Origin of the sequence: Bradyrhizobium sp. (assembly GCF_035652035.1) — a bacterium.
In the GTDB taxonomy this organism is placed as follows: Bacteria; Pseudomonadota; Alphaproteobacteria; order Rhizobiales; family Xanthobacteraceae; genus Bradyrhizobium.
In genome coordinates this window covers 1-14,911 of record NZ_DASREO010000044.1, presented here as the reverse complement: position 1 = coordinate 14,911, position 14,911 = coordinate 1, and the positions used below count along the sequence as shown (strand labels likewise).

At 61.7% G+C, this 14,911-nt stretch carries 13 protein-coding genes; 8 read left to right on the top strand and 5 right to left on the bottom strand.

Annotated elements, in window-relative coordinates:
- The first annotated feature begins 509 nt into the window (after nt 1-509).
- From VFB05_RS13450 to VFB05_RS13435, 4 genes are all read left to right on the top strand, one after another.
- Nucleotides 510-2,453 carry a PrkA family serine protein kinase gene (locus VFB05_RS13450; protein ID WP_325013122.1) on the top strand — a complete coding sequence of 648 codons (1,944 nt, stop codon included), beginning with the start codon at nt 510-512 and terminating at the stop codon, nt 2,451-2,453.
- A gap of 79 nt (nt 2,454-2,532) precedes the next feature.
- Nucleotides 2,533-3,807 (top strand): YeaH/YhbH family protein, encoded by a 1,275-nt coding sequence (locus tag VFB05_RS13445; protein ID WP_325013180.1) that lies wholly within the window; start codon nt 2,533-2,535, stop codon nt 3,805-3,807.
- Complete coding sequence (locus tag VFB05_RS13440) at nt 3,804-5,345, top strand: SpoVR family protein (RefSeq protein WP_325013120.1); 1,542 nt, start codon at nt 3,804-3,806, stop codon at nt 5,343-5,345. The genes VFB05_RS13445 and VFB05_RS13440 overlap by 4 nt, the downstream gene beginning before the upstream one ends.
- A 131-nt stretch (nt 5,346-5,476) precedes the next feature.
- The gene (locus tag VFB05_RS13435) at nt 5,477-5,662 is read left to right on the top strand and encodes a hypothetical protein (RefSeq protein WP_072821809.1); all 186 of its coding nucleotides are present in this window, start codon (nt 5,477-5,479) and stop codon (nt 5,660-5,662) included.
- Nucleotides 5,663-5,838: 176 nt separating this feature from the next.
- Here VFB05_RS13435 and VFB05_RS13430 read toward each other — a convergent pair whose 3' ends face one another.
- The 5 genes from VFB05_RS13430 to chrA all read right to left on the bottom strand — a co-directional run bounded on the left by VFB05_RS13430 (nt 5,839) and on the right by chrA (nt 10,446).
- Entirely contained in the window at nt 5,839-6,756 is a 918-nt protein-coding gene (locus VFB05_RS13430; protein WP_325013115.1) for an amidohydrolase family protein, read from the bottom strand.
- 16 nt (nt 6,757-6,772) lie between these two features.
- Nucleotides 6,773-7,039: a hypothetical protein gene (locus VFB05_RS13425; protein WP_325013113.1), complete on the bottom strand. Its 267-nt coding sequence runs from the start codon at nt 7,037-7,039 to the stop codon at nt 6,773-6,775.
- 22 nt (nt 7,040-7,061) lie between these two features.
- Nucleotides 7,062-8,072 (bottom strand): DUF1932 domain-containing protein, encoded by a 1,011-nt coding sequence (locus tag VFB05_RS13420; RefSeq protein ID WP_325013178.1) that lies wholly within the window; start codon nt 8,070-8,072, stop codon nt 7,062-7,064.
- Nucleotides 8,073-8,144: 72 nt separating this feature from the next.
- Complete coding sequence (locus tag VFB05_RS13415) at nt 8,145-9,134, bottom strand: tripartite tricarboxylate transporter substrate binding protein (protein ID WP_325013111.1); 990 nt, start codon at nt 9,132-9,134, stop codon at nt 8,145-8,147.
- Between the two features lie 85 nt (nt 9,135-9,219).
- The gene (gene chrA / locus VFB05_RS13410) at nt 9,220-10,446 is read right to left on the bottom strand and encodes a chromate efflux transporter (protein ID WP_325013108.1); all 1,227 of its coding nucleotides are present in this window, start codon (nt 10,444-10,446) and stop codon (nt 9,220-9,222) included.
- 125 nt (nt 10,447-10,571) lie between these two features.
- Between chrA and VFB05_RS13405 the strand changes: the two genes are divergently transcribed.
- The 4 genes from VFB05_RS13405 (at nt 10,572) to VFB05_RS13390 (ending at nt 14,667) form a co-directional block, all read left to right on the top strand.
- Nucleotides 10,572-11,672 (top strand): MBL fold metallo-hydrolase, encoded by a 1,101-nt coding sequence (locus tag VFB05_RS13405; protein ID WP_325013106.1) that lies wholly within the window; start codon nt 10,572-10,574, stop codon nt 11,670-11,672.
- 3 nt (nt 11,673-11,675) lie between these two features.
- On the top strand, nt 11,676-12,302 hold the full coding sequence (locus tag VFB05_RS13400) for an SCO family protein (RefSeq protein WP_325013104.1): 627 nt from the start codon (nt 11,676-11,678) through the stop codon (nt 12,300-12,302).
- A gap of 324 nt (nt 12,303-12,626) precedes the next feature.
- Entirely contained in the window at nt 12,627-13,313 is a 687-nt protein-coding gene (locus VFB05_RS13395; RefSeq protein ID WP_325013102.1) for a response regulator transcription factor, read from the top strand.
- Complete coding sequence (locus tag VFB05_RS13390; protein ID WP_325013099.1) at nt 13,300-14,667, top strand: ATP-binding protein; 1,368 nt, start codon at nt 13,300-13,302, stop codon at nt 14,665-14,667. Before VFB05_RS13395 ends, VFB05_RS13390 begins: the two co-directional genes overlap by 14 nt.
- Nucleotides 14,668-14,911: the final 244 nt, after the last annotated feature.

The window sequence follows — 14,911 nt, the reverse complement described above, 5'->3', positions numbered from 1 at the left end:
TTTTGCAGCGGAAATCGGCTGATCGCGGCCCCGTCTTCGCCGTTAGTCGAATGCGACAGGCTCTCCTGGGGCGCGGCGGCAGCACTCGGCGAGGACGGCTGTCACAAACGCGAGAACAGGAACGGTTTGGTTCCTATTCCGCGTCAACGCGTCGCGCCGCTATCGCGCTTGTGAAGGCCGGTGCCGCGATATTGCCGGTCCCGATGCTTAAATTTATTGGACCGGCCGCGGACAGATTATCGTTAATAATGCGTTAATCGTTCGCGTGACAGCATGGCAGTAGTGATCCGGAATGTTGCGATACGGTTACACGGCGTAGGATTCAGATGATTTTTTATCCACGGCGGATCGTCCAGCATAAGTATTGCATTGCCCCTTGGAGTCGGTCGCGTTTCCATCGGAGGTAAGTGCGGAGACTGATTCGCGGGGCCGGTACAGCAGCGTTCGACGACGTGAATGTGACGCACACACGCTCGAACACTGCAGCAACCAGATGAGGAGCGGGATCAATGTATAACGACTCTCTATTCAACGCTTTCGCCCGATCGTTTGAGGCGCGGAGCGAAAGCGACATGTCGATGGCGGAATATCTGGAGTCGTGTCGAGGCGACCCAATGAGATACGCAAATTCGGCCGAACGACTACTAGCTGCGATCGGTGAGCCTCAGATGATAGACACGGCCAGGGACCCACGCCTTGGCCGTATTTTTTTGAACCGGACCATGCGCGTCTATCCGGCCTTCGCCGGCTTTCACGGCATGGAAGAAACGATCGAGCGCATCGTCGGTTTCTTCCGTCACGCCGCGCAGGGTCTCGAAGAGCGCAAGCAGATTCTCTATCTGCTCGGCCCGGTCGGAGGCGGCAAGTCGTCGCTCGCCGAGCGCTTGAAGTCGTTGATGGAAGTGCATCCGATCTACGTGCTCAAGGCCGGCGACGAGCTCTCGCCGGTGTTCGAGTCTCCGCTCGGCCTGTTCGATCCCGAGAATCTTGGCCCGATGATCGAAGAGAAGTACGGCATCCCGCGCCGCCGTCTCAACGGTCTGATGAGCCCGTGGTGCTACAAGCGTCTGGAAGCCTTCGGCGGCGACATCTCCCGCTTCCGCGTCGCCAAGATCCAGCCCTCGCGCCTGCGTCAGATCGCGATCGCCAAGACCGAACCGGGCGACGAGAACAACCAGGACATCTCCTCGCTGGTCGGCAAGGTCGATATCCGCAAGCTCGAGACCTATGCGCAGAACGATCCCGATGCGTATAGCTACTCCGGCGGGTTGAACCGCGCCAACCAGGGCATTCTCGAATTCGTCGAGATGTTCAAGGCGCCGATCAAGATGCTCCATCCGCTGCTGACGGCGACGCAGGAAGGCAACTATATCGGCACCGAGAATATCGGCGCGATCCCGTTCACCGGCATCATTCTCGCGCACTCCAACGAAGCCGAGTGGCAGAGCTTCAAGTCGAACAAGAACAACGAAGCCTTCATCGACCGCATCTGCGTCATCAAGGTGCCGTACTGCCTGCGCGTCACCGAAGAACAGAAGATATACGACAAGCTGATCACCGGCTCCGAACTCGCGGCCGCGCCCTGCGCGCCGTCGACGCTGGAGACGCTGGCGCGCTTTTCGGTGATGTCGCGCCTGCGCCGGCACGAGAACTCGACGTTGTTCGCAAAGATGCGCGTCTATGACGGCGAGAGCCTGAAGGAAAGCGATCCCAAGGCGCGCAGCGTGCAGGAATATCGCGATGCCGCCGGCGTCGACGAAGGCATGGACGGCGTCTCGACGCGCTTTGCCTTCAAGGTGCTGGCGTCGACCTTCAACCACGACACCAGCGAGATCGGCGCCGACCCGGTGCACCTGATGTATGTGCTGGAGCATTCGATCCGGCGCGAGCAACTGCCGGAAGAGATCGAGAAGCGCTATCTCGAATTCATCAAGGCCGAACTCGTGCCGCGCTATGCCGAGTTCATCGGCAATGAAATCCAGAAGGCGTATCTGGAATCCTATTCCGACTACGGCCAGAACCTGTTCGACCGTTACGTCGATTACGCCGATGCCTGGATCGAGGATCAGGACTTCAAGGATCCCGACACTGGACAGATGCTCAATCGCGATCTGCTCAATCAGGAGCTGACCAAGATCGAGAAGCCGGCCGGCATCGCCAATCCGAAGGACTTCCGCAACGAGGTCGTCAAGTTCTCGCTGCGCTCGCGCGCCCAGAATAACGGCAAGAACCCGTCCTGGACGTCGTATGAGAAAGTCCGCGAAGTCATCGAAAAGCGCATCTTCTCGCAAGTCGAGGATCTGCTTCCGGTGATCTCGTTCGGATCGAAGAAGGACGGCGAGACCGAAAAGAAGCACGGCGATTTCGTCGCGCGGATGGTCGGGCGCGGTTACACCGAGCGCCAGGTCCGCCGCCTCGTCGAATGGTACATGCGGGTGAAACAAGCCGGCTAGATGCAACAGCTAGCGCCCGCTTCGTAAAAGGTGGGCGCTGAAGTGCAACACGAACGTCGGAGAGTGTTCACTAGTGGTGATGTTCATCGTCGATCGGCGACTGAATCCAGGCTCGAAGAGCCTGGAGAACCGCCAAAGGTTCCTGCGCCGCGCCAAGGCGCTGGTGCAGGGCGCCGTCAAGAAGACGTCCGAGGGCCGGGACATCAAGGATGTCCTGGAAGGCGGCGAGGTCTCGATCCCGCTCGACGGGATGCACGAGCCGCGCTTCCGCACCGAGGGCGGCACGCGCGATCGCGTCTTGCCCGGCAACAAGAAGTTCGTCGAGGGCGACGTGCTGCCGCGCCCGAATGGCGGAGGTGGCCGCGGTTCGCAAGCGGGCGAGGGCGACAGCGAGGACGATTTCCGCTTCGTGCTGTCTCGGGACGAATTCGTCGATCTGTTCCTCGACGATCTCGAATTGCCGGATCTCGCCAAGCGCAAGCTCGCCGAAGTCGAGAGCCAGGGCCTGCAACGCGCCGGCTATTCCACCTCAGGCTCGCCCGCCAATATCTCGGTGAGCCGCACCGTGCAGCTTGCGCTGGCGCGGCGTGTGGCGCTGCGGCGGCCGAAGCCGGAAAAGATCGCCGAGCTCGAGGCCGAGTTGGACGCTTGCGGTGATGAGGATCGCCGCGCCGCACTGATCGCGCAGATCGAGACGCTCAAGGCAAAAGCCAAGCGCATTCCCTTCATCGATCCGATCGACATCCGCTATCGCCGGTTTGAGACCGTGCCGAAGCCGGTGGCGCAGGCCGTCATGTTCTGCCTGATGGACGTGTCGGGCTCGATGACCGAACACATGAAGGACCTCGCAAAGCGGTTCTACATGCTGCTCTACGTGTTCCTCACCCGCCGCTACCGGCATGTCGAGATCGTCTTCATCCGCCATACCGACCGCGCCGAGGAAGTCGACGAGCAGACGTTCTTCTACGGTCCTGCCTCCGGCGGCACCATGGTGTCGAGCGCGTTGCAGGCCATGAGCGACATCGTGCGTTCGCGCTTCCGCCCCGCCGACTGGAACATCTATGCGGCGCAGGCCTCCGACGGCGACAACTCGATCGCCGACAGCGCGCTCACCGGGCGACTGCTCACCGAGAACATTCTCCCGGTCAGTCAGTTCTTTGCCTATCTCGAAGTCGGCGAGGCCAACGGCTCGACCTTCGAGATGCCGGATTCCTCGCTGTGGACGCTGTATCAGCGGCTGCGCAGCGAAGGCGCGCCGCTATCGATGCGCAAGGTGGCGACCCGCAACGAAATCTTTCCGGTGTTCCACGATCTGTTTCAGCGTCGCAAGACGCAGGAGAAGGCGGCATCATGACGTCAGGCGAACTGCTGTTCGAAGGCGCCGACTGGGATTTCCGGCAATTGCAGCATATCCACGATGCCTGCGAGGAAATCGCGCACGGCGAACTCGGCCTCGACACCTATCCGAACCAGATCGAGATCATCACCGCCGAGCAGATGCTGGATGCGTATTCATCGTCCGGCATGCCGCTGTTCTACAAGCACTGGTCGTTCGGCAAGCGCTTCGCCCATCACGAGACCTTCTATCGCAAGGGACTGATGGGCCTTGCCTATGAGATCGTGATCAACTCCTCGCCGTGCATCTCATATCTGATGGAAGAGAACACCGCGACCATGCAGACGCTGGTGATCGCGCACGCCGCCTTCGGCCACAACCATTTCTTCAAGAACAATTACCTGTTCAAGCAATGGACCGACGCCGACGGCATTCTCGACTATCTCGATTTCGCCAAGGGCTATATCGCAAGCTGCGAGGAGCGCTACGGACGGCGCGCGGTCGAGATCACGCTCGATGCCGCGCATGCCCTGATGTCGCACGGCATCGATCGCTATCCCGGCAAGAAGGGCCTCGATCTTCGGCTGGAGGAAAAGCGCGCCCGCGAACGGCGCGAGCACGAGCAGAGCGTCTTCAACGATCTCTGGCGCACCGTGCCGTCGGGACCGGCCAAGACCACCGAGATCCTGAACTCCGAACGCCGCCGCGCGATGCTCGGCCTGCCGCAGGAGAACATTCTTTACTTCCTGGAAAAGACCGCGCCGCGCCTGCATCCCTGGCAGCGCGAGATCTTGCGGATCGTGCGCCACATCGCGCAATACTTCTATCCGCAGAGCCAGACCAAGGTCATGAACGAGGGCACGGCGACCTACGTGCACTATCGCATCATGAACCGTCTTCACGAGCAGGGCCGCATCTCCGACGGCAACTTCCTCGAATTCCTGCAATCGCACACCAACGTGGTGTTCCAGCCCGAGTTCGACGACCAGCGCTTCTCGGATTTCAACCCGTATGCGCTCGGCTTTGCGATGATGCAGGATATCGAGCGCATCGTGACCAAGCCCGACGACGAGGATCGCGAGTGGTTTCCGGATATCGCCGGCTCAGGCGACGTGATGGGGACGCTGCGCTCGGTCTGGGCCAACTACCGTGATGAAAGCTTTGTCAGCCAGTTCCTGTCGCCGAAGCTGATCCGCAACTGGCGGCTGTTTCATCTGCACGACGATCCGGAATTCACCGAAGGCATCAAGGTCGATGCGATCCACGACGCGCGCGGCTATCGCCGCATCCGCCGCGAACTCGCGCGGCAATACGACGTCGGCTTCATCGATCCCAACATCGAGGTGATCGATGTCGATCTGGCCGGCGACCGGCGGCTGATGCTTCGCCATACGGTAGTAAAGGGCGCCCAGCTCAACGAAACGGATGCAAGGCGCGTCCTGCAACATCTCGCTGATCTCTGGACCTATGACGTATCCCTGGTTGAGACCGACGCCAAGGACAACGTCCTGAAGGAGTATGTCGTCAGCCCGCGCTCCCTTGCGATTGCTGCATAGCTGCTGCGATTCCCGCCAAATTTTGGTCAGGGGATAACTGTGAGGAGCCATCAAATCATCGTTTGCGACGCCGAATTTTGCCCCAATCACACCCGGATATGGGCATGCGGGTTGTTCAGTAGGGGATTACCATGGCGTACAAGCGGACTGAAGTTGCTATCGAAAAGATCATTGCGTCGTGTGATGGCAACATGCGCGGGGCGCTTGAGGCGCTGATGCTCGTAAATGAGCACCTCGAGGAAGAGTTGCAGCGGCTTTATACCATCATGTCGCTGGGTGACGAGGGGGAAGAGTATCGCTTCGAGACGGTCCACTAGTACCGCCTATTTGACGTTCCTGCACCGCAAGCGGCGTATTCGATCCGGGAACGTCAAATAGATATGCGGCACTAGAATTTATAGGTTTGCTAGTGCCCATGACTTTCCGAAATTCGTGAACGGTGGATGCTGAGAAATAACACGAACTTCGGAAAGTGGGCACTAGAGAAGCCGTCTCAACGTGTCTCTTCCGGCCAGTAAAGCCGCATCGGATTTCCCACCAGCAGCCGGTATTGTGACTCCGGTGTGACCGCGATGTGGGGAATGAAGTCGACCAGAAGGCCATCGTCGGGCATATGGTCCTTCAGGTTCGGATGCGGCCAATCGGTGCCCCAAAGTACGCGTTCCGGGAATAGCTCGACCAGCCGCCGGGCGAACGGGACCACGTCGCGATAAGCCTGCCGCTCGCCATGGAGCGCCCGCGGGCCCGAAACCGACAACCTCTCCGGGCAACTGACCTTCGACCACACGTTGTTGTGGCGTCGCATGAAATCGACGAACAGCGCGAACTCCTCGCCGTCCACACCCTTCGCCACATCCGGCCGGCCCATGTGATCCACTACGACCGTCGTCGGCAGCGCGGTGAAGAAATCCATCAGCTCCGGCAAATCCACCGCCTCGAAATAGATCACGACATGCCAGCCGAGCTTCGCGATGCGCCCGGCAATCTCCATCAGCTCGTCCTTCGGCGTGAAGTCGACCAGCCGCTTGACGAAGTTGAAGCGCACGCCGCGGATGCCTGCTGCATGCATGGCTTCCAATTCCGCGTCGGTGACGCTGCGCTTGACTGTTGCAATCCCGCGCGCCTTTCCGTTTGACGCGGCAAGCGCATCGATGACGGCGGAATTGTCGGCGCCGTGACACGTCGCCTGCACGATCACGTTGCGCGAGAAGCCGAGATGATCGCGCAACGCAAAGAGCTGATGCTTCGAGGCATCGCATGGCGTGTACTTGCGCTCCGGTGCGAACGGGAATTCGTCGCCGGGGCCGAACACGTGGCAATGCGCATCGACCGCGCCGTCCGGCAATTTGAAGCGGGGTTTTGAGGGGCCGGCGTACCAGTCGAGCCAGCCGGGTGTTTTTTCGAATTTCATGCGTAGCTTTCGGATATCAATTCTGTCTTGATTGGTGGATCGCGATAGCCTTGTTCGCGATTACTCGATCCAGGTCGACATTGCCTCGAAGTGACATCCAGGTTGTAACGACCCAATTCAGATAGTGCGCGATGGCAGGCGCATCGGCACCTTCTCCAAGCATCTTGCACACCTCAAGAGCATAGCGGTCGTATTCGTCTTCAGCCCCGTCGACGCCGGACACGCCAATAGGATCCCATTCATGAAGCAATAGGGCCTTTATCGCATCAACTTCGGATGACATCGACTCTCCGCCTTTATCTTAGTCATCTAGTTTTGGTTTTCGATTTGATTGCGCCGAGTACCCGATCCGCTTCTGTCCGCCAATCGGCACTGCGCGCAAAACCATCTCTGCCGCGATCGCCGAAGATGCCTTGGTCGGCGAGGTCAGCGATGAACGCCTGACGTTCGGCGGTGCCCGACGCCGACCACGGCTCGAGGCCAGCCTCGCGCACGGTCTCGGCCACTTCGCGTACTTCTTCGCTGCGGCGGCGGCCATGTTCGATCACGCGCTGGAAGAAGTACGCGCCCTGCTTTTCCCAGTCGATACCGGGGAACGTTTCCTTCAGCGAGGCCAGCACCGCATCCTCCACGCCATAGGCGCGCGCGGTGGTGAAGCTTTCGATCACCATCGCCTCAAGGCCCTTAATCATCACGCTGCGGCACATCTTCACCGCTGATGCGACACCGAGTTTGTCGCTCGCGACCTTGGCTGCAAACCCAAGTTCGTTGAGCAGCGGCGCGAGTGCGGCCGCACCGCCGCCACCGAGCAAGAGCGGCACCTTCAAGCGAAGAGGCGGCACCGACGTCATCACCGCGCCCTCGACATAGCGTCCGCCGGCGCCGTCAATCATCCCGGCCGCGCGCTGCTTGGCGCCGGGCGAGGCGGAGTTGAAATCGAGAAACCACGCGCCTTGCCTGACGGCATCGGCACATTCCTTCGCGACCGTCACGGCCTGGCTCGCGGTCACCGCCGAGACGATGAAATCCGATTGCGCGGCAAGGTCGGCATTCGATGATGTCAGCGTCACGCCATGTTGCCTGGCGTGATCGCGCAAAGGCTTTCCGCCCTGGTCGCTGCGCAGCTTGATGTCGTAGGCAGAGATGCGCACGTCCTTAAGGCGCAGGTCTTCAGCGAGGATGCGGCCGACCTCACCATAGCCGATGAGGCCGACATTCCATTGCCTGGGATCGGTTGCGGGCGCGGTCATGTTTGTTTGCCTTTCATGGCAGGAAACCTCGTCATCGCGAGGAGCGTAAGCGACGACGCGATCCAGAGTCTCTGGAAAGAAAGACTGGATCGCTTCGCATTCGCTCGCGATGACGTTTGATGGGTTTTTGTCATCGGCTCATTGCTTCGGAATATGGGCCTTCTCGATCACGGCCCGCCACTTGTCGATGTCGGACTTCAGCCGGTCCTCGATCGCATCCGGCGTGCCGGCTTTCGCCTCGATGCCGAGTGCAAGCATCTTCTTTTTGGTCTCGGCGTCGCCGAGAATGTCCTGCAGCGCCGCGTTCAGCGTCTTGATCACGTCAGGCGGCGTGCCGGATCGCGCGAACAGCGCATTCCAGGACACGACATCATAATTGCTGACACCGGATTCCTGCACGGTCGGAAGGTCGGGCGTCGATTCCGAGCGTGACGCGCCGGAAGACGCCAGCGCCTTGAGCTTGCCGCCCTCGATATTGCCCTGAAGCACCGAGTAGCTGTCGATCACGAGCGACACGTCGCCCTGCAACAACCCGACCTCCGCGTCGTGGTTGCCGCGATAGGGCACCAGCGTGAAATCGATACCGGCCGCGGTCTTGAACAGTTCAGCCGAGAGGTTCTGCGTCGAGCCGACATTGATGGTGCCGACATTGAGCGCGCCGGGCTTTGCCTTCGCTGCTGCGACGAATTCGCCGAGCGTCTTGAAGCCGGATGAGGCGCTGGTGACGAAGGCGAAGTCGAAAAACCCCAGGCTCGACACGGCGACAAAATCCTTCACCGGGTCGAATGGCAGTTTTTCGAACAGCGACACGCTCACGGCGGTGCCGTTGGTCAGCATGATCAACGTATAGCCGTCCGCCGCCGCACTCAGCGCGGTCCGCGCGGCGGTGATGCCGCCGGCGCCGGGCTGGTTCTCGACATAAAAGCGCTGGCCGAGCTTTTCCGCGAGCTTGTCCGCGACAATGCGCGCCGTGGAGTCAGCAACGCCGCCGGCGGCAAAGGGCACCACGAAGCGGATGGGACGATCCGGGTATTTTGCCTGCACGGAGGCGGGATACGCCACGGCCAGAAGCAGAAGGGCGAGGGAGGCGGGCCGGAAAAGGCGCTGGATCGGATCGAATGTCTTCATCACGCGGCGCACCATAGTTAAGGCCCCGACGTCATTCAATCCGCCCCTCAGGGCATGCGGCCATGCTTTATTCGGCTTGCGGTTTTCACAGGAATGAAAACAGTGTGCCGGCGCATGCCAGCAGCGCGACCACGGCCCAGGACGGCCACTTCCAGACCACGAGCAGCAGGAAGCCGAACAGCGCCAGCGCGAAGTCGCGCGGGTTCAACACCGCCGCGGTCCAGACCGGATTATAAAGAGCGGCGCCCAAAATGCCGACCACGGCGGCATTGGTGCCGCGCATCGCCGCTTGCGCCGCGGGGCGGGTGCGAAATGAATCCCAGAACGGCAGCATGCCGTAGACCAGCAGCATGCCCGGCAAGAGTAGCGCGACCAGTGCGATCGCCGCGCCCTCGATGCCGTCAGGGGGTACGTTCATCACCGCGCCGAGATAGGCGGCGAATGTAAAGAGCGGTCCGGGCACGGCCTGCGCCAGGCCATAGCCCGCAAGAAATGCTTCGTTGCTGACCCAGCCGGGCGAGACGACTTCGGCCTGCAACAGCGGCAGTACGACATGGCCGCCGCCGAACACCAGCGCGCCGGAGCGATAGAACGCATCGAACACGGCAAGGGAATGCGATCCGCTCGCCGCGGCCACGAGCGGCGTCAGTAACAGCAGCGCCGCGAACAATAGCAGCGCGATAATGCTCGCGGCGCGCGTCACCGGAAAACTCAACTGGCCCGATGCGGGCGCAGCCTCGCCACGGCAAAGCCAAAGCCCGGCGACCGCGCCGAGCACGATCGCTCCGATCTGCGCCAGCGATCCGCCAAACAGCACGACGACTGCGAGCGCGGCAAGCGCGATGGCGCCGCGTGGCCGGTCGGGCGTGAGGCTTTTCGACATGCCCCAGATCGCTTGCGAGACCACCGCGACCGCGACGAGCTTGAGCCCATGCAGAAAGCCTTGCGCAAGCGTCCCGGTGAAGTGGCCGGCGAGTTCTGCGAAAGCGAACATGACGATCGCCGACGGCATGGTGAAGGCAAACCAGGCGGCAAGCCCGCCGAGCAGGCCACCTCCGCGCAGGACGCCGAGCGAAAAGCCGACCTGGCTCGAAGCCGGGCCCGGCAAAAACTGGCAGAGCGCAACGAGGTCGGCAAAGGTCGCTTCATCCAGCCAGCGGCGGCGGATCACAAGCTCCTCGCGGTAATAGCCGAGATGGGCGATCGGTCCGCCAAAGGACATCACCCCTAACTTGAGAAAGGCGGCGAAAACCTCGCCAGCCGACCCGTGTTTTTCGGTGGCGACGGCATCGGACCGGGCGGCTTCGCTCATGGTTTGCTCCGAAAGCTCAAATGGTGATCCTCGAATAGCACAAACGCTCGAGATTCCGCCATTTGCATTGACACGTCGAACAAGCCGCCGTGTACTTGCCGCCAATCCACCTGGGGAGGTGACCTATGCCGAACTTCAATAGACGCGACGCGCTGAAAATGTCAGCCGGTTTCGCTGCCGCAGCAAGCGGCTTTTCCTGCATCGAACTCGCCAAGGCCGGGCCGATCCAGGTGCCGACCATCGACAAGCTCTCGATGCGCGTGATCGTCGATAGCGCCAGCGACCTCTTCTTCAAGTCGGCGGAAGTCGCGGGCGTCAAAACCGAACCCGGCCGGTCCTCGAATTCGCTGCGGCCGCTGCACAGCGAATGGGGCCTGGCGCTCTATCTTGAGCCGCAGCGCGGCGAGGTCAAACGCACGTTCATGCTCGATTTCGGTTGGACACCGGGCGTCATCAACGACAACCTGGAACTGCTGAAAGTCGATCCGTCCAAGGTCGACGCGCTGATTATGAGCCACGGCCATTGGGATCATCTCGGCGGCATGATGGGCTTCCTCGACAAGCACCGGAAGTCGATGCCGGCGGATCTTTCGATCTATGCCGGCGGCGAGGATAATTTTTGCCAGCGCTACAACCGCACGCCGGGCGGCGATCTCGCCGACTACGGCATGCTCGACCGCCGCGACCTCGCCAAGCGCGACGTCAAGGTCGTGCTGTGCGAAACGCCAACGGTCATTGGCGATGTCGCTTTCACCACCGGCAAGATCGCGCGCAAGTCGATCGAGAAGGTGCTGCCGAATACGGTTGTCGAGTTCAAGCTGAAGGACGGCGCAGGCTGCAACTGGAGCCACTATTTGCCGGCCGAGATGGAAGGCAAGATCGTGCCCGACGAGCATATCCACGAGCACGCGACCTGCTTCAACCTGAAGGACAAGGGCCTCATCGTCATTTCGTCGTGCGGCCATGTCGGCATCGTCAATTCGGTGCGGCAGGCGATGGAAGTCTCCGGCATCGACAAGGTGCACGCCATCGTGGGCGGCTTTCATCTCGGTCCCGCGCCGGCGGATTACCTGACGCAGGTCGTCGCCGAGATCGGCAAGCTCAACCCGGACGTCGTGATCCCCATGCATTGCAGCGGGCTCAATTTCACCCAGGAAGCGCAGCGGCAGATGCCGGGCAAGGTGCTGACGACGACCACCGGCACGCGCATCACCTTCGGCATCTGAGCGGTGGCAACTCTGGGAGCGACAGCGTGGCGGGCGATCGCCGCGCTGCTTGTGCTTGGCATTTCCGCACACGCAGCGCGCGCCGAAGACGCGCCGCCGGACCGCTTCACCGCCGCCGAGATGATGGAAGACCTGATGTACGGCCACGGCACGGTCGGCGGTCCGTTCACGCTCACCGACCAGGATGGGCACAAGCGCAGTGACACGGACTTCCGCGGCAAGTTGATGATCGTCTATTTCGGCTACACGTTCTGTCCCGACGTATGCCCGGCCGATCTGATGGCGATCACGCAGGCGCTCGATGCGCTGGGGCCCTTGGCCGACGGCGTGCAGCCGATCTTCATCACCATCGATCCCGAGCGCGACACCAAGGTCTTGGGCGAATATCTCAAGGCCTTTCACGGGAGTTTTGTCGGCTTGACCGGCACGCCGGAAGAAATCCGCAAAGTCGCCAACGCCTACAAGGCATTTTACGCCAAACTGCCGCCGGCCAGCGACGGCGAGTACGCCATCGACCACACCGGCCTTCTTTATCTGATGGGCCGCGACGGAACATATCTCGGCTTCCTGCCGCCGCAAACGGACGGGGCAAAGCTGACCGAAGTGTTGCGACATTATCTGGTGAAGTAGACGCTTCGTAAGGCCTGCGAGTGAGAGAGCTGAGCGGGAAGGTCGGACTCCCTCCCCCTGAAAGGGGGAGGGTTGGGGTGGGGGTCGAATGTCGATCCGACAGAAGCGGCAAAGCATTGACCCCCTCCCGGCGCGCCTCAAAGCGCAAGAGCGCTTCGCGGCGTGCCGACCTCCCCCTTTCAGGTGGAGGTGAAAAGAGTTCGCGGCCACATTCTTACATCAGCCTTACAGCACAGGGTTCCGTTAACCTCCGCATCGTCTGCAAGCTTGTCGTCGCCGGCAAAAGGGCTCAAAGCATGGCCTGAGAATCTTCAGGCCAAAGCCATGCGTCTCCTCGTCGTCGAAGACAATGCGATGTTGTCCGAGCTGCTCGCCAAGGGCCTGCGGACGGCCGGCTATGAGGTCGATCTGCTCGCGACCGCCTCCGAAGCCCGCGCCGTGCTGATGACGACGAGCTATGCGGCCATCATTCTCGATCTCGGCCTGCCCGATGGCGATGGGCTCGCGATCTTGCGTGAATTGCGCCATCGCAAGGACTCGACGCCGGTGCTGGTGCTCACCGCGCGCGGCGGCTTGCAGGACCGCGTCTCCGGCCTGCGCTCCGGCGCCGACGACTACATGGTCAAACCGTTCGCGCTGGAAGAGCTGGTGGCGCGGCTGGAAGCGCAGCTGCGCCGGCCTGGCCAGCAGCTCGGCAATTCGCTCTCTATCGCCAATCTCGAATTCGACCTGCGCGGCCGGCAGGCCTTGATCGACAATCAGCCGCAGGTGCTGTCGTCGCGCGAAACTGAAGTTCTCGAGCTTCTGATGCGCAGCAAGGGCAGGGTGGTCTCGAAGAAGCAGGTCGAGGATCACATCTTCGGGCTTTCCGGCGACGTCGCCAGTAACGCCGTCGAAGTCTATGTCCATCGCCTACGCAAGCAGCTGTCAGACCGGGGCGCCAGGGTGACGATCCACACCATCCGCGGCGTCGGCTATCTCATCGCAGAGGAAAAGCGTGATCCGGTTTGAATCGATCATCTCGCGCATCGTGATCCTGCACGTGATCGCGGTCGCGATCACGTCGGTCCTGATGTCGGTGGCGCTGTCGTGGCTGCTCAGCGTTGCCACCAACAACATTCATAACGAGGCGATGGAAGAGCAGGCGGTGTCGCTCGCCGAGCATCTCGAGCTCGAAGACGGGCACCTGTCGCTGCATTTGCCGCCGAACCTTCAGGGGCTCTACTCGCAGCCTTACGGGCGCTACTCCTATGCCGTCGTCGACGATACCGGTAAGACGCTGTTCTCGTCGCTCAAAGGCAACGCGCCTGTGTTCGCCGACGATCCACGCGCGGCCACCGTGCAGTTTCTCGACACCCGTATCGGCGATGCCGCCATTTCCGGCGCCAGCGTCCGCCGCACTGTCGGCGGCAAGACGGTGTGGGTGCAGGCGGCCGAAGACCTCGCCAACAGCGACGTCCTGATCGACGACATCGTCAACGATTTCTACCGCCATGTCGGCTGGATCACGCTACCGATCCTGCTTCTGCTGCTGGTGATCGATATCGCGATCTTCCGCCGCGCGCTCTGGCCATTGCGGCAGGCCTCGGAGACGGCCCAGCACATCACGCCCGCGCGCACCGACATTCGCCTTCCGCTGCAGGAAATTCCAAGCGAGGTGCGGCCGCTGGTCTCCGCCATCAACAAGGCGCTCGATCGCCTCGACGAAGGATTCCGGCTGCAGCGCGAATTCACCGCGGACGCCGCGCACGAGTTGCGCACGCCGCTCTCCATCCTGCGCACCCGCGTCGAGACGTTAGATGATCCCGGCGTCGCGAAGGCATTGCGTCAGGACATCGAGGCGATGAGCCGTGTCGTGGGTCAACTGCTCGACATTGCCGAGCTCGAGGCCTTTGCGATCGACCCGGCGGAGGTTGCCGATCTGCAGGCGGCAGCCGCAGAAGTCGCGGGCTTCGTTGCGCCGCTCGCGCTCGAGCAGGGCCGCGAGATCGCGCTGTCGGGCGTGGCCACGCCGGTGTTCGTCAAGGGCAATGCCGAGATGATCAAGCGGGCGATCCGCAACCTCGCCGAAAATGCCATCCGTCACACGCCGAAGGATACGGTGGTGGAATTCGTCGTCGAGGAAAACGGGACGGTCGCTGTGCAGGACCGCGGTCCCGGCATTTCGGATGAAGAACGCGAGCTGATCTTCCACCGCTTCTGGCGGCGCGACCGCAACGGTCAGGGCAGTTCGGGGCTGGGCCTCTCCATCGTGCAACGCATCGCCGAACTGCACGGCGCGACCATCGAGGTCGAGAACCGGGTGATGGGCGGCGCGCAGTTTTCCCTGCACTTTATTCCAGCAGCGCCATACCCGAAGGCCTGAGAAGACTTGACGTCGCCATGCGTCGTGCGGTCAAGATGCGTGGCCACGGCGGGGCGAGGGAGCTGGCAAGCGAGCTCACTTTTCACGTGGTTGAAATCAAGGTTTCTCGAAGGATGCCATTCATACGAGCATCCGTTACGGAGGAAATATCCGATGCATCGTTCGTTTCTGGCGGCCGTCATCACCATGGCCGGAGCCATTGCCTTCGCCGGGTCCGCGCAAGCGCAAAACCCCCCACCGGCAC